Source organism: Rhodococcus sp. 06-1474-1B, from assembly GCF_002258885.1.
Classification (GTDB): domain Bacteria; phylum Actinomycetota; class Actinomycetes; order Mycobacteriales; family Mycobacteriaceae; genus Rhodococcoides; species Rhodococcoides fascians.
The window spans coordinates 57,007-75,782 of record NZ_NOYR01000025.1 but is presented as its reverse complement, the minus strand read 5'-3'; the positions used below and the strand labels follow the sequence as shown (position 1 = coordinate 75,782).

Annotated in this window: 21 protein-coding genes and 1 pseudogene; 10 read left to right on the top strand and 12 right to left on the bottom strand. The window is 66.4% G+C overall.

The features are described from left to right. Positions 1-123: 123 nt before the first annotated feature. Positions 124-1,263, top strand: coding sequence for an acyltransferase family protein (locus CH266_RS15065; protein WP_255175922.1), 1,140 nt, complete (start codon positions 124-126; stop codon positions 1,261-1,263). Positions 1,264-1,581: 318 nt separating this feature from the next. Here the strand turns inward: CH266_RS15065 and CH266_RS15060 are convergent, their stop codons facing one another. Further along, positions 1,582-2,526, bottom strand: coding sequence for an LLM class F420-dependent oxidoreductase (locus CH266_RS15060; RefSeq protein WP_094715612.1), 945 nt, complete (start codon positions 2,524-2,526; stop codon positions 1,582-1,584). Between the two features lie 278 nt (positions 2,527-2,804). Between CH266_RS15060 and CH266_RS15055 the strand changes: the two genes are divergently transcribed. Genes CH266_RS15055 through CH266_RS15040 form a run of 4 tightly spaced genes read left to right on the top strand, consistent with a single transcriptional unit; the run spans position 2,805 to position 5,939 of the window. Beyond that, entirely contained in the window at positions 2,805-3,155 is a 351-nt protein-coding gene (locus tag CH266_RS15055) for a rhodanese-like domain-containing protein (protein WP_027494854.1), read from the top strand. After that, positions 3,156-4,247: a DUF4328 domain-containing protein gene (locus CH266_RS15050; RefSeq protein ID WP_094715611.1), complete on the top strand. Its 1,092-nt coding sequence runs from the start codon at positions 3,156-3,158 to the stop codon at positions 4,245-4,247. It abuts the gene before it with no gap. Continuing rightward, on the top strand, positions 4,244-5,017 hold the full coding sequence (locus CH266_RS15045; protein WP_032381965.1) for a glycerophosphodiester phosphodiesterase: 774 nt from the start codon (positions 4,244-4,246) through the stop codon (positions 5,015-5,017). Before CH266_RS15050 ends, CH266_RS15045 begins: the two co-directional genes overlap by 4 nt. Positions 5,018-5,027: 10 nt before the next feature. Next, the gene (locus CH266_RS15040) at positions 5,028-5,939 is read left to right on the top strand and encodes a DUF5926 family protein (RefSeq protein WP_027494852.1); all 912 of its coding nucleotides are present in this window, start codon (positions 5,028-5,030) and stop codon (positions 5,937-5,939) included. Positions 5,940-6,096: 157 nt separating this feature from the next. Here CH266_RS15040 and CH266_RS15035 read toward each other — a convergent pair whose 3' ends face one another. The 5 genes and pseudogenes from CH266_RS15035 to CH266_RS15015 all read right to left on the bottom strand — a co-directional run bounded on the left by CH266_RS15035 (position 6,097) and on the right by CH266_RS15015 (position 10,491). After that, positions 6,097-6,651: a ferritin gene (locus tag CH266_RS15035; RefSeq protein WP_027494851.1), complete on the bottom strand. Its 555-nt coding sequence runs from the start codon at positions 6,649-6,651 to the stop codon at positions 6,097-6,099. Between the two features lie 112 nt (positions 6,652-6,763). After that, positions 6,764-7,308: pseudogene (locus CH266_RS15030) on the bottom strand (ferritin). 30 nt (positions 7,309-7,338) lie between these two features. Further along, entirely contained in the window at positions 7,339-8,589 is a 1,251-nt protein-coding gene (locus CH266_RS15025; RefSeq protein ID WP_255175926.1) for an LCP family protein, read from the bottom strand. A gap of 286 nt (positions 8,590-8,875) precedes the next feature. Then, on the bottom strand, positions 8,876-9,682 hold the full coding sequence (locus CH266_RS15020; protein ID WP_441347060.1) for a CPBP family intramembrane glutamic endopeptidase: 807 nt from the start codon (positions 9,680-9,682) through the stop codon (positions 8,876-8,878). Between the two features lie 38 nt (positions 9,683-9,720). After that, positions 9,721-10,491 carry a DUF2470 domain-containing protein gene (locus CH266_RS15015; RefSeq protein WP_032366728.1) on the bottom strand — a complete coding sequence of 257 codons (771 nt, stop codon included), beginning with the start codon at positions 10,489-10,491 and terminating at the stop codon, positions 9,721-9,723. 125 nt (positions 10,492-10,616) lie between these two features. Between CH266_RS15015 and CH266_RS15010 the strand changes: the two genes are divergently transcribed. Genes CH266_RS15010 through CH266_RS15000 form a run of 3 tightly spaced genes read left to right on the top strand, consistent with a single transcriptional unit; the run spans position 10,617 to position 12,943 of the window. Then, positions 10,617-11,339: a hypothetical protein gene (locus tag CH266_RS15010; RefSeq protein ID WP_094715610.1), complete on the top strand. Its 723-nt coding sequence runs from the start codon at positions 10,617-10,619 to the stop codon at positions 11,337-11,339. 9 nt (positions 11,340-11,348) lie between these two features. After that, entirely contained in the window at positions 11,349-12,281 is a 933-nt protein-coding gene (gene pheA, locus CH266_RS15005) for a prephenate dehydratase (RefSeq protein ID WP_032374194.1), read from the top strand. Then, entirely contained in the window at positions 12,278-12,943 is a 666-nt protein-coding gene (locus tag CH266_RS15000) for a histidine phosphatase family protein (protein ID WP_094715609.1), read from the top strand. The genes pheA and CH266_RS15000 overlap by 4 nt, the downstream gene beginning before the upstream one ends. On the opposite strand, the gene CH266_RS14995 is transcribed toward CH266_RS15000, so the two are convergent. From CH266_RS14995 to CH266_RS14980, 4 genes are all read right to left on the bottom strand, one after another. Beyond that, on the bottom strand, positions 12,936-13,799 hold the full coding sequence (locus CH266_RS14995; protein WP_094715608.1) for an ESX secretion-associated protein EspG: 864 nt from the start codon (positions 13,797-13,799) through the stop codon (positions 12,936-12,938). The two genes, CH266_RS15000 and CH266_RS14995, sit on opposite strands and share 8 nt — an antisense overlap. Next, complete coding sequence (locus CH266_RS14990; protein WP_057473095.1) at positions 13,796-14,968, bottom strand: PPE domain-containing protein; 1,173 nt, start codon at positions 14,966-14,968, stop codon at positions 13,796-13,798. Before CH266_RS14990 ends, CH266_RS14995 begins: the two co-directional genes overlap by 4 nt. A 66-nt stretch (positions 14,969-15,034) precedes the next feature. Beyond that, positions 15,035-15,346 (bottom strand): PE family protein, encoded by a 312-nt coding sequence (locus CH266_RS14985; protein WP_027494842.1) that lies wholly within the window; start codon positions 15,344-15,346, stop codon positions 15,035-15,037. 88 nt (positions 15,347-15,434) lie between these two features. After that, on the bottom strand, positions 15,435-16,001 hold the full coding sequence (locus CH266_RS14980; RefSeq protein WP_255175921.1) for a histidine phosphatase family protein: 567 nt from the start codon (positions 15,999-16,001) through the stop codon (positions 15,435-15,437). Positions 16,002-16,249: 248 nt separating this feature from the next. Between CH266_RS14980 and CH266_RS14975 the strand changes: the two genes are divergently transcribed. Beyond that, on the top strand, positions 16,250-16,444 hold the full coding sequence (locus tag CH266_RS14975; RefSeq protein WP_027494840.1) for a CbtB domain-containing protein: 195 nt from the start codon (positions 16,250-16,252) through the stop codon (positions 16,442-16,444). Then, a complete protein-coding gene (locus CH266_RS14970) occupies positions 16,435-17,205 on the top strand; it encodes a CbtA family protein (RefSeq protein WP_094715607.1) in 771 nt (256 codons plus the stop codon). Before CH266_RS14975 ends, CH266_RS14970 begins: the two co-directional genes overlap by 10 nt. A 129-nt stretch (positions 17,206-17,334) precedes the next feature. On the opposite strand, the gene CH266_RS14965 is transcribed toward CH266_RS14970, so the two are convergent. Both CH266_RS14965 and CH266_RS14960 read right to left on the bottom strand, forming a co-directional pair. Next, entirely contained in the window at positions 17,335-17,667 is a 333-nt protein-coding gene (locus tag CH266_RS14965; RefSeq protein WP_027494838.1) for a metallopeptidase family protein, read from the bottom strand. Between the two features lie 13 nt (positions 17,668-17,680). Next, positions 17,681-18,763 carry a septum formation family protein gene (locus CH266_RS14960; protein WP_094715606.1) on the bottom strand — a complete coding sequence of 361 codons (1,083 nt, stop codon included), beginning with the start codon at positions 18,761-18,763 and terminating at the stop codon, positions 17,681-17,683. Between the last annotated feature and the right edge of the window lie 13 nt (positions 18,764-18,776).

Here is an 18,776-nt window from a genome sequence, read left to right as displayed (position 1 = left end):
GAATAAATCCACGTGAACAAGACAGTCGAATTCCTGGGCTGCGAAAACCTGCGATTGTCACGAAATAGTTGCGTAACAGCGCCGAATTGGTCCACACCATGAACGGAACCTAAACTCGAGGGTGTGAAAGGGGACCGTCCGAACCGAAATTCGGTCGACGAGTCCGCCGCCGCACCGGCCGTGACCGCGCCCCGCGTCCAGATGAACGGTGCCGATCTCCTGCGCGTCATCGCCGTCTGCGCCGTCCTCTACTCGCACATCTCGTTCTACCTACTCGACGACGTCGGCGGCGACTGGTGGATGCTCGACATCGTCAACCTCGTCCTCATCGACGACGTAGGCCTCAACCTCCACCTCTCCTTCGTGGGCGTGAGCATGTTCATGCTGCTCACCGGGCTGCTCATCACCCGATCCGCCATGCGGCAATCGCGTCGGGACTTCATGGTCGCGCGCCTCGCCCGACTCGTGCCCGCCCTCTGGTTCGCCATCGCCCTGGCCGTCGTACTCGTCAAACTCGGCGTCAACGGCATGTTCAGCGGACAACCCGGAATCAGCAACGGAGAGGCCGTACTCAGCTTCTTCCTCGGCGGCTTCTTCCTCCGACCCGAGGTCGCCGTACTGGGCGTCACCTGGACACTCGTCGTGCAAATCGTGTTCTACCTCTACTGCGTCGCAATGCGCTCGGCGCTACGAGCAAGCCCGATCACCGTGCCCCTCATCGGAGCCGCACTCTGCACACTGGTGATCCTCTGGAACCTTTACCTGCCCCAGCCGTACACCATCCCGTTCCTCACCAAAGTCGCCGGAGTACTGCCCACCCTGTTCCTCGGCCAGATCTTCTACCTCGGCTGGGCGAAACTTGTCACCTGGCGCTGGATCGTCATCGGCGTCGTCGCACAAATCGAAGTGATCCGCCTCGCCATCGACGTCCACACCTTCTGGATGGGCGAGACCTACCTGTGGTCACTGCTCGTCGTCACCGGCACCGTGCTGATCCTCGCCCGATACGACGGACCCATCACCCGCTGGCCCATCATCGGCTGGATCGGCACCCGCAGCTACGCCATCTACCTGATCCACACACTCGTGCTCTACCGCATCTACGCAGCCGTGGAACCGCACTTCGGACCCACCGCAGCCGTCCTGGCCTTCCTGACCGGCACCGCCGCACTCGCCGAAATCATCTACCGCGGGATCGAACTGCCCGCAGCACGACACATCAGTACGCGATACCGACAACTACGTACCCGATCTGCCCCCTGACCCAGCCCGCCGGGTAGTCACCCCCGCTGGTTAGTTCACCCCCGCTGGGTAGTCACCCCCGCTGGGTAGTCACCCCCGCTGGGTAGTCAATGTGACATTTGGTGGCCTTTTCGGGGGTGAATGTCACGTTGAGTGGACTGGGGTGGCACGACTGCGCTCGATCTCCCGCCGACCCGACTTCTGCGGTCGACCGACATCACCCGGGTGTCGGCATCGCCGGCTACTCGCCCCTGCTGGGTAGTCAATGTGACGTTCGGTGGCCTTTTCGGGGGTCAATGTCACGTTGAGTGGACAGGGGCGGATGGGAGGCGGGGGAGATCAGAGCTGCGGGATGACCTCGGAGGCGACCAGTTCGAGGTGATCGAGATCGGTGAGGTCGAGGGTCTGCAGGTACACGCGAGTCGCGCCGATGGCCCCGAAGCGGCCGATTTTGTCGACCAGTTCGGCGGGACTTCCCGCGGCCCCGTTCTCGCGGAGTTCGGAGACGTCGCGGCCGATGGCGGCGGCGCGTCGGGCGATGTCCTCCTCGGTGCGGCCGCAGCACAGGACGAGTGCGTTGGAGTAGACGAGGGAATCGGGGTCACGGTCGGCGGCAGTGCAGGCGGCGCGGACGCGTCCGAACTGCGTTTCGGTGTCGGCCAGCGAGGCGAAGGGGATGTTGAATTCATCCGCGTATTTCGCGGCCAGGGCCGGGGTGCGCTTCTTGCCTCCGCCGCCGATGAGGATGGGGGGACGCGGCGATTGGACGGGCTTGGGGAGGGCGGGGGAATTGGTGACGGGGTAGTGGGTTCCCGCGTGCGAGAACGTCTCGCCGGTCGGTGTTTCCCACAGCCCGGTGATGACGGCGAGGGACTCTTCCAGTCGGTCGAAGCGTTCACCGAGCGCCGGGAACGGCAGGCCGTATGCCTTGTGCTCGTCCTCGAACCAGCCGGCACCCAACCCCAGGTCGACGCGGCCACCGCTCATGGCGTCGACCTGCGCGACGCTGATGGCGAGAGGGCCGGGGTAGCGGAATGTGGCGGAGGTGACGAGCGTGCCGAGCCGGATGGTCGACGTCTCACGAGCCAGGCCGGCCAGGGTGATCCACGCGTCGGTGGGGCCGGGCAACCCGTCGCCGCTCATAGCGAGGTAATGGTCGGATCGGAAGAAGGCACCGTAGCCGAATTCCTCCGCGGCTGTGGCGACCCGGAGGAGGTCGTCGTAGGTGGCACCCTGTTGCGGTTCGGTGAAGACGCGTAGCTCGACCGAGGAGTGAGAAGTCATGTTTGCCAGGGTAATCAGCTTGGATAAACGACCGCAGACAACAGCTGTGTCAAATCACGATCGATCCACAGCCTTCGTTGGTACTCGATACACCGGCAATCAGTTGTGAGGCCGTGACCTGTGGATAGAAACCGGCATGGGCCCCGATTCTGTGCATCAACCTGTGGATATTGTGGATAACTTTGTTGAGCCAAAGTGACGTAGGTCATAGCTGGGGCCATCCATCGTCAGGCGGGCACGAGTGGCAGTCGCGATCGCACCCGTGACAAGATCGAGAGGTGTCTCACCCCGAGCAGTCACCCGCCGTCACCGTAGACCGCCTTCCGGTGCCGTTCCCGGAAGCGGCAGTGCTGCTCGACGTCCGAGAAGACGACGAGTGGCAGGCCGGACATGCACCCGGTGCCGTGCACATCCCGATGGGCGACATTCCGTCCAGAGCAGGCGAAATCGACAACCAGTCCGAGATCTACGTCGTCTGCAAAGCCGGCGGGCGCTCGGCTCGGGTCGTCGAATACCTCAATCGCGTGGGCTACGAGGCCATCAACGTCGAGGGCGGGATGCTCGACTGGCATGCCGCCGGTAGGCCGATCCAGCGCGACGACGATTCGGACGAAGCGAGAATCATCTAGATGTCGGCACCGCAGGGGCGCGCACAGGCGTTCCAGGTCTGCGCCCGCTGCAGCACTCGCTGGGCGGTCGGCGCACGGCCGGGTACGTGGTGCCCCCGCTGCCACGGCGTGCTGCTCTCGCCGGTGTCCGCTCGGGCACCGGCACAGGGCCGCCGCAATTTTCGTTGGGTTGCGCGGCCTGCGTCGTCGAAGGGCAAGGCCGTCGGTCCCGCCCGGGTCGCGGCACCGACCCCCACTCCGCGTTACGACTCGACGCCCACGTGGGGGCTGCGCGACACCCCACGCGACCCCGCAGCACACACGCCCGCCGGCCGCGTCGAGCAGTACGCAGCCAACGCGCAGACGTTCGTCTGGATCACGGCGCTGCTGCTCGGGCTGGCGGCGTTCGCCGAGCTGTTTCGCTACGGAATCCTGCTGTACAACCGCACCCGATTGCTGTCACCGATCACGCTGGCAATTTCCGATGCGCTGGTCTATTTCGCACAGGTCGGCGCTCTCATCGTCGGTCTGCTCGCGCTGATCACGACGTCCTGCTGGCTGATTCGGCAACGCCGGCTGGCCTACGCATCGGTCGGGGCGACCGAGCCGCGGTCGGTGCGATGGATGCTGCTGCTCTCGATGCTGCCTGTGGTTCGGATCGTCATGCCCGGGGTGTACCTGACGGAGATCGTGCGCCTCCGAGCCGAATCCGACGGCGACGTGTACCGCGAGCTCACCTTGATCCGGATCTGGTGGGCCGTCTGGGCGACGAGCAACGCGCTGGTCGTCGTGCAGGTGCTGTGGAGTCTGCGCAACACACTGCAAGCCCGCGCCGACGGCGTTCTGCTCGCCGCAGTCGTGGCGCTCGTGGCCGCAGTTTCCGCGGTGCTGACCCTGGCCGTCATGCGCCGACTCGAGGGCCGCACCCTGCGCGGTTCGGCGCTGTCTCGTCCCACCCGCTGGGTCATCGCACCCAGCGTCGAGCGAAAGACCACGCAGTCCGAGGCCACGCAGTCCGAGACCGAGCAGGCCGAGACCGAGATTGAGCCGGCCGACGCAGCTCGTGCGGACTCCGGGGCCGAGAAGGACGACCGGGCGGTGACGGTCTCGTGAGCCCGGACCGACGCGGCCCTTTGGTCGTCGCGCACCGAGGAGCATCTGCGGCGAAGAAGGAACACACGCTCGCCGCCTACGATCTCGCGTTGCGGGAGGGAGCGGACGGCGTCGAATGCGATGTCCGGCTCACGAAGGACGGCCGCATCGTGTGCGTGCACGACCGCCGCGTCGACCGAACCTCGAACGGCACCGGAATCGTCAGCGAGATGACCTTCGACGAGCTCGCCCGGTTGAACTACGGCGATGCTGACGAACCCGCCGAACTTCTGACGCTGCACGACCTGATCGCGCTGATTCTGGATTGGACCAGCAAGCCGGTCAAGCTCTTCATCGAAACCAAGCATCCGGTGCGCTACGGCTCGCGGATCGAGGCCTCGGTGCTGGCCGAGCTGCACCACTTCGGCATCGGCGCGCCTGCCTCGGCGGATCATTCACGGGCGGTCATCATGTCTTTCGCGCCCTCGGCCGTGTGGCGAGTGCGCCGCTCGGCACCGATGCTTCCGACGGTCCTCCTCGGTGACAGCTCGCACTATCTGGGCGGCGGAGCAGCGACGACCGTCGGTGCCACCGCGGTCGGTCCGTCGATCCGGGCGTTGCGTGAGCACCCGACGCTCGTCGATCGAGCAGCCGCGTCGGGCCGTGCCAGTTACGTGTGGACGGTCGACGAGAAGGAGGACGTGGACCTGTGCCGCGAACTCGGTGTCGGGTGGATCGCGACCAACCATCCCGGACGAACGCGCGCCTGGCTGGAATCGAAGAACGTGTAGGTTTTCTGGCGTGGGTAAGAGCAAAAGAAACAGCGGACCGAAGCAGGACAGCAACCGGGCGGCCAAGCTCGCACAGCGTGAGGCCGAGCGCGCCAGCCTCGAGTCGGGGACGACGCGGCCGTTCGAGGGCCTGGCCGCAGAATGCGACTTGGTAGCGCTGCGCGAATTCGTGCCGTCGGCCACCGCCACCGCGCCGATCACCTCCGGCGGCCGCACCGTCACTCTGGCAACGGTATTGCCGGGAGCCGTCGCCGCTCTGGTACGTGAAGAGGCGGGCACTGTAGAAGGATTCGTCGGCCTGCAGGTTCAGACGCAGTCGAAAGACGTTGCAGCAGATATCAGTAGCGCGTTGGGCTGGGTCGCCGCCGCCCCCGCAGGTGAGTCGCTCGAAGCCTCGAAGGTGGACGAGAACACCCCCGCATTGACCGATGTCCTCGACCCGTCCGCACTCCTCGAGATCACCGTGCATCAGGATTTCAATTGGTGGATCCCGGAAAGTGCCACTCCCGCAGCCGATGTGGCCGCAACCGTGGAGCGCGCGAATCAGGCGATCATGCCCTCGGCGCGGATCGAGGCGGACGGCGTCGTTGCAGCATGGTGGGTCGATGCCGGCGACAAGGCGCACATCCGGTGGGTTCGCCCGGAGAGCGAGGACGACGTCATGCTCGCCCTCGCACGGTTGCACGCTGCCGGAGACTTGAATCTCGGTGAGGGCTCGCGGTATGCAGGCTCGTTCCGTACGCACGGGTTGCTGGTGCCGGTGTTCGATCTCGATCCGGAGATGCATCCCACCGAATGGGCTGCTCCGACAAAGGAATTCGGGGAGAAGCTGAACGAGGCTCTTGCCGTCGACGCCCCGCTGACGGGAGCGCAGCTGCGCTCGCGGGACGGCCTTCGTGGCCGTCAGGTCACCCTGCGCTGAGCAGTCGAGCTCAACCGAGAGGTGCGGCGGCCCGAAAGTCGGTGCACCGAAACGCACGTCGGGTGGCCGTCGGACAAGGGGCTGCTTGTCTGACGACCACCCGTATGAGCGCGAGATCTCTCGCGTTACTCGTCGATGCGTGTCGCGTGAAGCGAAATTACAGCGATCCGCCGGCGACGGTGGGTGCGCCTGCATCGGCGACGACGCTGGTGTTCATCTCGCGGGCAACGAACTGCTCGAGGTCGAACAGGTTGTGGCCGGCGCGGTCTGCGATGTTGAGCAAGGTCTTCATGCTGGCAACTTCCTCGACCTGCTCCTTGAGGAACCACTGCATGAACTGCTCGCCGAGGTAGTCGCCCTCTTCGCGGGCGGTGCTCGCCAGAGCGATGATCTGCTCGGTGACCGTCTCTTCCTGTGCCAGTGCGAGGGCGATGGCCTCACGCGGGTCCGTGAACACGGACTTCGACGCGTCGACACCGGTCAGTTCGACGGTGATGTCGCGATCGAGGAAGTACTGGACGATCATCATCGCGTGGTTACGCTCTTCGACCGACTGCGCGTAGAAGTGCTTGGCCAGCTGCGGCAGGTCGACATTGGCGAAGTAGACGGCGGTGGCGATGTACTGCTGCGAGGCGTTGAACTCGTTGCGGATCTGGTCGCGAAGAAGTGCGTGGAACTTGGTGTGGTTCGTTTCTTTGATGTCTGCGCTCATGGTGAGGACAATATGCCTGGTCAGAGGGCATTGTCATCCAAGTCGAGCCTTATTGAGGCGAACGTAGCCTAATACAGTCAATCCTAAATGTCGGCTCTGAGCAGGGCGTAAGTTACGCGCTTCCGGCCTCTTTGGGTGCATTGGTGGCGCGGGTCACCGAGCCGAGCTCGCGTGCCACGTACTGCTCGATGTCGAACAGATCCGAACCTGCTCGCCGCACGATGTTGAGCAGGCTCTGCATCGCAGCTACTTCCTCGACCTGTTCGGTGAGGAACCAGTGCATGAATTGCCCCCGATGTAATCGCCCTCGGCTCTGGCCGCCTGTGCGAGCGCGGTGATCCGATCGGTGACCGCCACCTCCTGCGCCAACGCCAACTCCACCGGTTCGGCGACCGAATCGAACGCGGTCACCACGTCGTCGATACCCGACGCGTCCACCTCGAGTCGGTTGTCGATGAGGAATCGGATCATCATCATGGCGTGCCGACGCTCTTCGGCCGACTGGGCGTAGAAGCGGTGCGCCAACTGCGGAAGATCGTTGCGGTCGAACCAGATCGCGATGGCGAGGTACTGCTGCGAGGCGGTGAACTCGTACCGAACCTGGGCGCGCAGTAGATCGTGAAACGAAGTGGCGGGCTCATGCGACGGCAATGTCATGATCCACAACGTACCGGCCGCACGCCCCCGTCAGGGGCCGCCGGTCAGCAGATCTGCCGGAATTTCCCGATCCTGAGCGATGGCGTCGAAGAATGCCGGTGCCCTGGTGTCGTCCCACACGAGGACGTTGCCGACATCGGAGTCCTGGAAGCCGCCGACCGGCACGGTCGTCGTCACCGGCCCACCGCGCATTGCCCAGGCCAACCCGGCCAGGTTCCAGATGTGGTCTCCGTCGTCGACACTCAACGACGACGCGGTATCGGACACCAACGGCCACAGTTTCAAAGGATTGAGGAAAGTGGAAGCGCTGGTTGCCTTGTCGAGCAGAGCGGACATGAAGGCCCGCTGGTTGTTCATCCGGTCGAGGTCGGCCAATGCGGTCGCGCGGGATCGCACGAAGCCGAGTGCCTCGGAACCGTCGAGATCCTGACAGCCCGCGGGAATGTTGATGCCCGCCAACGGATCGTCGATCGCGTTCTGCACACACACGTTGACTCCGCCGACAGCGTCGACGATTCCGGCGAACCCACCGAAGCCGATCTCGGCGTAGTGATCGATGTGCACTCCCGTCGCGCCTTCGACCGTTTGCACCAGCAGGGACGGCCCGCCGAATGCGAACGCCGCGTTGAGCTTGTCCTCGCCGTTACCCGGAATCGGCACGTACGAATCGCGGGGCAGGCTGACCATCGTCGTCGCCCCGCCGCCCTCGGGGATGTGGATCATGATGATGGTGTCGGTCCGGCTGGGGCCCACCTCGCCGCCGGTCGCGAGAGTTGCTTCCTGCTCCGGCGTCAGGCCGGCTCGTGAATCCGATCCGACGAGAAGCCAATTGGTGCCCGGGGTGTCGCCGATCCTGCCGGGGTACGAGGTCAGGGCGTCGACTCGCGTGAGCGAACTGTCGACGTAGTAGACGATGCCGCCGATGCCCAGAACGAGGACGAGCAGGACGATCAGGACGCGACGGCCCCAGCGCCGACGCTTGCGCGGCTTCGCAACCTTGGGGGGACGTGAATCACGTTGTGGCCGAGCTGGTTCCGGTCGGCGTAAGGCGCGCTGCGGAGAAGCCGGTGGCTGCCTGCGCTCGTCGACGTACGGTTCCGGCTGTTGGCGCGGTGCGTACCCGGTGCGCCCGGCCTCGTCCTCGGCAGCGCGGGAGTACTGGCGCGTCGAGTTCGGTGGAACGGAACCGGCAGGGCCGGGTTCGGGTGCCTGCGACCACGCCTGTTGCGGTGGGGCAGGGGCACCGTGGCGGGGAGCGGCCGGGCGGCCGTCGCGTCTGATGAATTCGGTGCCCTCGGGTGCAGGCCCCGGACGGCGAGGGGTCCCTCGCTCCGCGGGAGGTTCCGGGTTGTACCGACGGGGGTTCGGAACCGGCGGCGGACCGGGTCGGTACTGGCGTGGCGGCGGTGGCTGTCCAGGGGCTCCACCGGCGCGCCGAGGCGGGGGAGGGGGCTGCTGGCCGGGTGGTCGACGCGGTGGCGGCGGCTGGCTCGGCGGCGGGGTACGCCGATTCGGCGCGCCGTGCCGTCCGTAGCGATCGTCGTCGTTCACGAATCGACTGTACCCATCACGGCAACCACGCCAGGTGTTCGCGCAGCAGGGCGTAACCGACGAACGCGACGATGTCGATGAGTGCGTGCGCGATCAGCAGTGGCCACAGCCTCCCGGTGCGCTGCCAGTATCGGCCGAACACCAGGCCCATCAGAAAGTTGCCGAATCCTCCGCCCACCCCCTGATAGAAGTGATAGCTCCCGCGCAGCAGCGAGGAGCACAGCAAGGACTTGTTCTCGCTCAGGCCGAGTCGGCGGAGTCGAGAGATCAGGTAGGCGACGACGATGATCTCTTCGGCACCGGAGTTGGCCAGTGCATACAGAATCAGGGCTGGCACTCGCCACCAGTGGTCGTCGAGCCCGCTGGGGACGACGTTCAGATTGAATCCCAGGGCGTTGCCGACCAGGTAGAGCGCGAGACCCGGCAGCCCGATGAGTGCCGCCAGCCCGACGCCGTGGCCGAGATCGATCTTCAGGCGCGGTTTCGCCAGTCCGATCGCACGCGGTGCCAGATCTGCTCGCCACAGCAGGTACAGCCCCAATGCTCCCCATGCGCACAGGCGCAGGATGCTCAGCAGCTGGAACAGCAGGTCGATGACGCTGAAGCTCGATCGCGAGGAGTTCAGGGCGACCGTCTGATCGGACAGCGCTGCGGTCTGCAGGGCATCCTCGACCAGCGAGAGAATGCTGCTCATGCCACTGAGGCCGAACGTCACCAGCAGCACGATCGCGATCTCGACCTTGATGGTCGTGCGTTCGCGAGCATCGGGCGGTGGAGCGGCGCTCTCCCGCGGCGGTGGCGTCAACCAGTTCCTGAAGTCGATCACGGCACGAGTGTGCCCTGTTGAGCCCCGCGGCGGCGTCAGCCCCGGGCGCGCAGGCCGTTGAGGAACGGGCAACCGGCGAGGACCCGGAGGGCCCGGCTCAGGGAGATCGTGTCGTCGACGGGCGCGGCGAAGCCCAACCGGACGTCGTTGTCGCCGCACTCGCCCTCGATACGCAGACGAATGCCGTAGCGGTCGATGCCCAGCGGACGCACGCGTCCCTGCCGCAGCGACGGTGGGAGGCGTCGGGACAGTTGCGCGAGGAGGTCGGGATGATCGGAGTCGAGGTGCTCGAGCCAGCTCGTTTCCATCTCCCAGAACGGATCGGGCTCGGCTGCCAGCAGCGAGTCGACGTCGACCGGCTCGGCTCCGGTGCTGTCCGCCACCACTGCGGAGCCGACGATCAGACGTACCAGGGAGGTGGTGTGGCCGACGTCGAGCAGGGCCGCGTGGGGATGCTCGGCGGCCACCGCGCCGGCCATCGGGCGCATCAGCGATTCCGGCACCGGACGCAGTTCTCCGCGCAGCCACACCAGTGACCGCACCGGTTCGCGCAGTGCCAGAGGTGCGTGATCGGTGAGCTCGACGACGGCGGGAACGCCGGCGCGGGAGGACTGCCAGGTGATCGCGTCGTCGATGGAATCGGTGGGGACGGCAAGAATCATCTCGCCGTTGGGTCGCAGGTGGTGCAGGGACGTCACGACGGGGTCGCTGCCGTCGATCACGAGAGCTGCGCCCTCGGCACGCATGCAGGCGCTGCGCACGCGTTCGGCGGTGGTCGGTCCGGTGGTGGTGGTTGCGCCGAGCATGGGCTCCTCCGATGCGATCGGTACAGTTGAATGGCCAGTAGGTGAGGCATACCTAAGTAACGTGGCCCCTAAGTTAGCCGGATGTGGCGGGTATCGCAAGGGCAAGCTGGGACTACCGTGAAGACGTGCCGATTCCGTTAACCCTCGGTGTGCCGCACCGACCAGATCCGAACGCGCTCGTCGCCGGACTGCTGCAGCCGTTCTGCGCCGATGCCCCGGCCGTGCAGGCCGCTCCACGCGCCGCCGAGTACGGCCCGCCCGTCGTGCTGGCCTCGACCCTGCTGACGCTGCCGCCCACCGCGAACCTCGGGCGCATCGTCGTGCGACTCGACATCGACCCGGACGAGCTCCGCGCCTCGAGCGCAGGCAACTACGAGACCGTCAGATTCGAGGTCGACGCAGTCTCCGAGCATCTTGCCGACGCGCTCGGGTTGCGACTGCCCTCGCCCCTCGTTGTCTTCCCGGTGTTCGACGCGATCGACGTGGCCGAGACCGCGGAGACCATCGTTGCCGCTCATCGGACCCCCGGCATCGGTGTCGGCGACACGGCGAGGCGTATCGCCGACGTGCTCGCCGTCGTCTCGCATGCCGATGTCGGTCTGGTCGCCCGCGCCGACACCGGAGACGACGTGATCGCGATCCTCGCGGCGACGGTGGCGTCGCTGCGCGGAGACGACATCGCGTCGGCTCTGGCCGCGCCGAATGTCGACGCTCTGCGCAAGCTCATACCCGAGGCCGCCGAGGCCGTGCGGGAGGTACTGCTGGGGGTCGAGATCGCCGACGCCGTCGCCGCCCGCGCCCGGCTGGTCGACGTCGGTTTGATCGCTTCGGGGACGTCGACAACGTAACCTCGAGACGTGCCTCGCATCGCTTACTTCGGCCCATCGGGAACGTTCACGGAGATGGCGCTGGCGCAGTTCGAAACGCTCGGCGCATTCGATGGGGTCGGCCTGGTCGGGGACGTCCAGAGAGTGTCGGCCGCGAGCCCGCCCGCGGCGCTCGAGGCCGTCCGATCCGGTGCCGCCGACGCCGCAGTGGTTCCCATCGAGAGCTCCATCGAGGGGGCCGTGCCGCCGACGCTCGACGCATTGTCCGAAGGACGGCGATTGCAGATCGTCGCCGAGACGGAGATCGAGGTCGCGTTCACCATCGTCGGCGGGCCCGGTGTCACTCTCGACTCGGCCCGCACGATCAGCGCGTACCCCATCGCCCTCAGCCAGGTCCGGCAGTGGTTGCAGGCCACGATGCCCGACGCCGTCGTGCAGTCTGCGACCTCGAATGCCGGTGCAGCAGAAGATGTTGCCGCCGGCGTGGTCGACGCCGCTGTCTCGACACGGTTGGCCGGGGAGCGATTGTCTCTGCCGACGCTGGCCGACGGCATCATCGACGTCGAGGGTGCGCGCACCCGCTTCGTGCTGGTGACTCCGCCGCAGCCGGTGCCCGCCCGCACCGGTGCCGACCGCACCTCGGTGGTGCTGAAGCCGCCGAACGACCCGGGTACGCTGCCGGCAGCGTTGGCGGAGTTCGGAATTCGCAACATCGATCTGACGTTCATCGAATCACGCCCTACCCGTTCGCAATTGGGCACCTACATGTTCTTCGTCGATTGCGCCGGGCATGTGGACGATCCCCTCGTCGCCGAGGCGCTGACCGCGTTCCACCGGAAGATGCCGCTACGTTTCCTCGGATCATGGCCCACGGCAACGACATCGGGAGGTTCGGTGCCGCAACCGATCGACGAGCACGTGCAGTGGTTGTCCGAAATTCGTTCCGGTCGGGGTGATCTGTGATGGGCAAGCTCATTCTCGTTCGGCACGGGCAGACCGTCTCCAACGTCGCGAAGAAGCTGGACACAGCGCCGCCGGGAGCCGAACTCACCGAGCTCGGGCACCGGCAAGCCGAGGCGTACGCGCAGACACGGCTGGGTAATCCTCCCGCCGTGTTGGTCTCGTCGATTGCTCTGCGCGCCAAGCAGACTGCGGGCTACGTCGAGCGCGGCACCGGAGTGCCCCTCGTCGTGACCGACGGTATCCAGGAGACGTCCGCCGGAGAACTGGAAGATCGAGACGATCCCGAGGCGCACCGACTGTTCACCGAAATCTTCTACCGGTGGCATACCGGAGATCTGGATGCAGCCGCGCCGGGCGGCGAGAGCGGGCGCGCAGTGTTGGCGCGCTACGTCCCGGTGCTCGACGAGCTGCGTGGACAGTACCTGGGTGACGACACCGCCGGAGACGTCATCGTCGTGAGCCACGGGGCCGCAATTCGACTGGTCGCGGCGGCCCTCACCGGTGTCGACGGCACCTTCGCCGCCGACAACCATCTCGACAACACCCAGACAATCGAGCTGTTGCCGCTACCCGACGGTGGCTGGGCATGCGCCAAGTGGGGCACGTTCCTGCCGCCGTTCGAGGGCAAGGGCAGCGACAAGGCAGACAACCCGATCAGCTGATCGCGGGATTGCCGATCGCTGGGTTCGTGGTCGCTGGGTTCGTGGTCGCTGGGTCCTTGGCCGACGAGATCAGCTCTGTCAGAGCCGCTGTCACCCGGTGATCCGACGCGCCGGTCAACGAGCTCCACGAACGACCGTCCGCGGCGACAGCGGAGGTGGCGACGATCCGTCCGACGCGGGTGTCGAACAGGGCCACCGGACGCCCGGCCCCGCGCCGAGTCCCATGCCTGCGGGTCACGGCCGTGATCTCGGTCCTGCCCGCGCACGTGGCCATCGCCGAGGCCAGAGTGAGGGCCCGGTCATCGGCGATTCCGATGCTGCGCAGACGGGAAGCGGTGCCGCCCACGTCGGACGGTGCCGCGTCCAGTGCCTCGGCCAGCAGGTCGGTGGGCGCGTTGACGCTGCCGGGATCGAACGGCGGTGCCGATCCCAGCGACGAGACGAGATCGCGAGCCGGATCCCCGGCGACGACGCGCAGGGTGACGATGTTCTCTCGCCGTACCGCCGACACCGCGATGGTGTCGTCGGATGCGATGCAGATCCGAGTCACAGGAACGGTGTCGCCCTCGAATTGTCGCGCCGAGACGTACCAGCGGGGTTGTTCCATGACCCGCAGCCAGTGGCGAACGTCCTCGTGGACCGCGGAGCCATCCCACAGCCCTGCCGCCGCGAGGGCGTGACGGCCGCGGTCGACAGCACGGTCGCGGGCTGTCGCGTCGTCGAAGCGTGGAAAGACGTCGAGCACGACGGGTAGTTCGGCAATCGAGAGTTCGTCGACCAGGAAATCCATCTCGTCGACACCGAGTGCGGCACTCGGCAGTGTGTGGCCCACCGGCACGGTTCCCAAGTCGATCACCGGCCGTTCTCACTGATGTTGTCGAGGGCTGGGTCTGCTCCGATGACCGACGGTGCCACCGTGCGGCCGTCGGCGAAATGCTCGAACTGTTTGAGGTATTCCGGGGTGTCGTGTTCGTCGTCGTCCTGCGCCCGTGTGCCCGATGCGGGCGCAGCACCGGCACCGGTTCCGCGCTGAGCGAGACCACCCTCGGCTGCGGTCGGTGCGCCGACCGTAGTGGCAGGACTGCTCTGGACTGCACCCGTGAGTGCCGATCCCCCGAGGGGACTCGACGCCGAACCGGGCATTCCCAGCCCGCCGCCGATGCTGCCGCTGCTTCCGCCCAGTCCGCCGTATGCCACCGGACGGGTGGACGCCGGCCCGACGGCGAGAGATGCCGAACCACCGGGTGCGAAGGAGTGGCCGATGCCGGATCCGGGTCCACTCGGCGGCGGCGTCGAGACCAGGTTCGATGCCGCGGTGGCCACCGTGGACACGCCTGTTCCGGCGATCGAGGTGGCGGCACTGCCGAGCTGCCCGGCTGCGGCTGCGACGCCTGGGTTCTGCGTCGCGGCCATCAGACCGCCGACCGCAGCCTGAACGGGGGACGTCATCAGCGCACCGTTGGCGAATTTGCCGAGACCACTGCCGGACTCGGACACGATGGCGGGCGCATGATCGAACGTCGTCTTCGCGATCAGGTGCGAGGAGACCAGCTCGAATCCCTCCATGACCATGGCTGCGCGGATGTCGAGCAATCGATCTGCGACCTCGGCTGCCTCGTAACTTCCGTTCAGTGCACCGCCGGTCGACGCAGCCGTCACCTTGGCAGCTTGCACGGCACCGATCTCGACGAGCGACGGCATGGTGGCCAGTGCGACGCCGTACGAGGTTCCCGCGGCGGGGGCTTCGATCGACAGTGCCGCCGCCTTCAGTGCGGTGGCACCGGTCCACGTGGCGAACCGGGCGAGGGCGGCCTGCGCGAGGAGAGCCGACTCACCCTCCCAGCCTGCAGTCAGAGCTGTCGTGATGGCGGCGATGCTCACCGAGGCCTCGGTGAAGGCCGCGGCCACCGAACCCCAGGCCCCGCCTGCGACATGTAGAGGCACCGGCCCGGGCCCCAACAGTCGTGTCGAATTTCCTGTCGCAGTTCGTGGTAGCCACACCACACCTGTCACACCGAGCGTCATTGTCCAGCCCCCGTCATGTTCGAGCCCCCGTGTCGTTTTCGAAACCGCTGCCGGTCGATGAGTGCGTCAGATGCCGGCGAGCCCCGGCAGGCCCCCGGCGGTGTCGTCGTCGGTCGCCAAGTAGTCCGCGGCTTGCTTGCGCAGTTCCTCGGCGGCCCGGTGTAGCTCCGAGATACCCTGTGCTGCAGCAGGTCCGAAGGTATCGGCCGCGGTGGCGAAGAAGCGATCGGTCAAGAGCGAAACCTCGTCGGTGCCCGGCGGTAGCGGCCGAACAGGAAGCGCCGTCGCAGTGACGGCGGCCTGCAATCGGGCAGCGACCGCATCGAGTTCCGAGGCAGCCAGCTGCAGAGCCACCGGATCGACTTTGATGACGGTCATGAGCACGCTCCCTGCGATCGACGAACTGGGCTGTCGGTAGGTAGGACGCCGCCGTGCCCGGATCGGTTCCATCGATGCCGGAAAGAATTCAGAGAGACTTCTGTGCCACCGAATCCATCGTCCACAGCGAGCCTCGGCGATGGATCGAGGTGCGCGTCAACGGTGCGACGTCGACCCGCCAGAACGAATTGACCGGTGCCGCCAGCACCAGCACGACCGCGGCCCTGATAACCGCGGGTGCGGTCACGGCCAGCGTGCGGCACGGCGTCGAACCGACCTCGTCGAGCCACGCCTCGACGCGAGCGAACAACGCCTCCAGAGATTCACCGCCCGGCGGTGTGAATGCCGGGTCGCCGAGCCAGGCCATCGCGTCGGCGTCGGGCAGATCGGTCATCTCGAGACCGGACCACCGGCCGTACGCGACGTCGGCCAACGCGAGTTCGACAGCGACGTCGCTGCCGAAGATCTCGGCAGTGGATCGGGACCGCAGCTCCGGGCCGGACATCACTCGGTCGGCACGCGGAAAATCGGTCACCTCGGCCAGTGCACGCACACCAGCCTCGTCGAGTGGCTCGTCGGCAGGAAAGCGGCCTGAGCGCATCGCATCGGTCCTGGCGTGGCTCACCAACGTCAGGCGGGTCGCAGGCGCAGTCACCGCGTCATTGTGGCATCGGACGGTGTTCTTCGAGGACAGTGATTGACACAGAGTCGAACGCGGTGCCACAGTGCGCAGGTAAGACGCGATGTACGCAGGTAATCCGGTGAAAATCCGGAACGGTTGCGCCACTGTGATCGACGTCGGGCAGATGTCCGAATTCGAGAGCCAGAAAACTCGTACATCGCATGGCCGTCCCTTCATCTCCGAAGGGACTACGGGACGCACAATCCCAGGAGGACACCCCCATGGCAATACTTCATGCACCCAGCAACACGACGGAATCGGCGGCCCTCGCCGTCATCGTCGCTGCGACGATACTGCTCGCATTCGTTGTGCTCTACCTCGTCGGATTCGACCAGGGCGCGATCTCGCGCAGTGGCATGTACATGCACGAACTCATGCACGACGGCCGCCACCTGCTGGGCCTGCCATGCCACTGACCGGGACATTCGTTCAGTTGCTGGTGCGAGGTCTGCTCGCCGGTCTCGTCGCGGGACTGCTCGCCGGCGGAGTTGCCTTCGTCATCGGTGAGCCGCACGTCGATTCGGCCATCTCCATCGAAGAAGCAGCAGGCGAGGCACACCACGCCGACTCCGATGCGACTGCTGCGCACTCGCACGGAGACGAGGACGCCCTCGTCAGTCGCGACGGGCAACGCGTCGGACTGTTCCTCGCCACCGGACTCGCCGGACTCGCACTCGGCGCGATCTTCGCATCGGTACTGCACTATGCCCGACGGTTCAGCTCGCTTCCGGGCTCGATCCTCGCGCTCCTCGGAGCCGGGGCCGGATGGCTGGCAATCGAAGCGGTGCCGTTCTTCAAGTATCCGGCAAACCCACCGGCCGTCGGGGACCCGGAGACGATCACCCAGCGCACCTGGCTGTGGTTGGCCTCGGTGATTCTCGGTCTGCTGGCCGTGGGCGTCGCGATCTACGTGGCGAAGGCGGTGGCGTCGCAGTCGTCGGTGGCGGTTCGCGTCGGTGCTCCGACGGTGGCGTTCCTCGTGATCGTCGCTGTGGGCTACGCATTGCTGCCGGGTGTGAACGAAGTGGGTTCGGACTTTCCGGCAACCCTGCTGTGGGAATTCCGACTCTCGTCACTGGCCACGCAGGCAACCCTGTGGCTGGCCCTGGGACTGGGGTTCGCATTCCTCACCGACCGCGCAGTGCGGCCGGTTGGTCGAGAGGCTGTCTCGGCTTAACCCTGTTTTGCCCGCCCCCCAGGTTGGGATCAATGCGCCTTTGTTGCAGTCTGACCGACTGAAACCCACATTGATCCCAACCGGGGGTGGCATTACGGGGGTGGGGGTGGCGATCGGGGGCGAGCGCGATCAGCCGAATCCCAGTTGATGCAGGCGTTCGTCGTCGATGCCGAAGTGATGGCCGATTTCGTGCGCGACGGTGATGGCGATTTCGCGTCGAGCCTCGTGTTCGTCGTCGACCATGTCGAGGATCGGTTTGCGGTAGATCGTGATGACGTCGGGCAAGTGGCCGCTGTATTCGTAGCGTTCGGTCAACGCGATTCCCTCGTACAACCCGAGGATGTCCTCGGTGGGGTGTTCTTCCTCGACGAGGACGACCACGTTGTTCATGAAGTCGGTGAGCTCTCGCGGCAGGGTGTCGAGAGCGTCGGACACCGCTTCCTCGAAGTCGACGCGGGTCATGTGCGTGGGGATGTCAGCCTCCGGTGGTGATCGGAGCAGCACCGGGCAGTGGGGTCGGGAGGGCGCGGCCGTCGGGGGCTGCGGGCGGCGGCACGGGCGCGGCACCGTTGATGAGGATGTCGCCCTTCGCGCTGCCGACGATGGTCGCGAATCCACCGGAGTCGAGTTCCTTGCCCACCGAGCAGGTCACCTGACGGCTACCGGCGAGCCAGCTCGAGACGTCGATCGTGTCCCAGAACAGCGTCAGCGTCTTGTCCCGCAGCGCGTTCTCCGAGCCGAGGTATCCGTTGACGGCGTCGGTGCAGGTCTTCTCCAGATATGCGTCCTGGTCGCCTTCCGACGGGTGCCCGCCGGGGAACTGCTGCGTGAGGTTGATCACCGACGCCACCTCGAACGCGTGGGGAGTCGAGCATTCCACCGGGTCGGCAGGCACGTTCTGGTTGATTCCGATGCACGTGCCCGTCGGCCACACCTTGGACTGGTCCTGGTCGAGGATCGAGCCGGTCATCTCGAGCAGCGCACCGGTGTTCGACGGCATCTGCACCCCGCACCGCAGCGTGCGCTCGCCCTTGGCCCATCCGGCCTGGCTGGGGAACATCAGGCCGACGCCGTAGCGGCCGTTCGGGTCGAACTTGGCACCGACGTAGCCGTCGACGGCGGCGGTGCAGTGCTCGTCGCGCAGTTCGCCGAAGCGCAGCGCTCCCGGGTACGGCGCGCCGGGGCCGAATTCGATACCGGGGTAGACGCTCATGTCGATGTCGCGGGCCACCTCGAAGCGGTGGGCGTCGGAGCACGGCACTTCGCTGAGGTCCTGACGATCGGTTTCGGGATCGTCGGTGGGCGTCCACTGCAGGCATACGCCCGGGTCGGCGGCACCGAAGGACTTCGCGGACACCGGTCCTGCGGTGGCGGGGCCACTGGCCGTCGAATGCGTGGTGATCTTCTCGGGAGTCGAGAATCCGCCGGACAGGAACACTGTTGCCCCCGCGGCCAGGACTGCACCGACGGCCACCATGGCGAGGCCGCGTCGAGCAGTGGTGGCCGAGAGAGTTCTCCGACTCTCGCTCGTCGTGGGGTCTGGTTCTGTAGCGGACATCGCCCTCCATCAT

Coding starts and splice junctions, on each gene's coding strand:
- CH266_RS15060 (WP_094715612.1), bottom strand. CDS start 2,526: ATGACTTCTCACTCCTCGGTCGAGCTACGCGTCTTCACCGAACCGCAA.
- CH266_RS15015 (WP_032366728.1), bottom strand. CDS start 10,491: ATGCTCGGCGCAACCACCACCACCGGACCGACCACCGCCGAACGCGTG.
- CH266_RS15050 (WP_094715611.1), top strand. CDS start 3,156: ATGTCGGCACCGCAGGGGCGCGCACAGGCGTTCCAGGTCTGCGCCCGC.
- CH266_RS14975 (WP_027494840.1), top strand. CDS start 16,250: ATGGCAATACTTCATGCACCCAGCAACACGACGGAATCGGCGGCCCTC.
- CH266_RS15035 (WP_027494851.1), bottom strand. CDS start 6,651: ATGAGCGCAGACATCAAAGAAACGAACCACACCAAGTTCCACGCACTT.
- CH266_RS14965 (WP_027494838.1), bottom strand. CDS start 17,667: ATGACCCGCGTCGACTTCGAGGAAGCGGTGTCCGACGCTCTCGACACC.
- CH266_RS14970 (WP_094715607.1), top strand. CDS start 16,435: ATGCCACTGACCGGGACATTCGTTCAGTTGCTGGTGCGAGGTCTGCTC.
- CH266_RS14985 (WP_027494842.1), bottom strand. CDS start 15,346: ATGACCGTCATCAAAGTCGATCCGGTGGCTCTGCAGCTGGCTGCCTCG.
- CH266_RS14960 (WP_094715606.1), bottom strand. CDS start 18,763: ATGTCCGCTACAGAACCAGACCCCACGACGAGCGAGAGTCGGAGAACT.
- CH266_RS14990 (WP_057473095.1), bottom strand. CDS start 14,968: ATGACGCTCGGTGTGACAGGTGTGGTGTGGCTACCACGAACTGCGACA.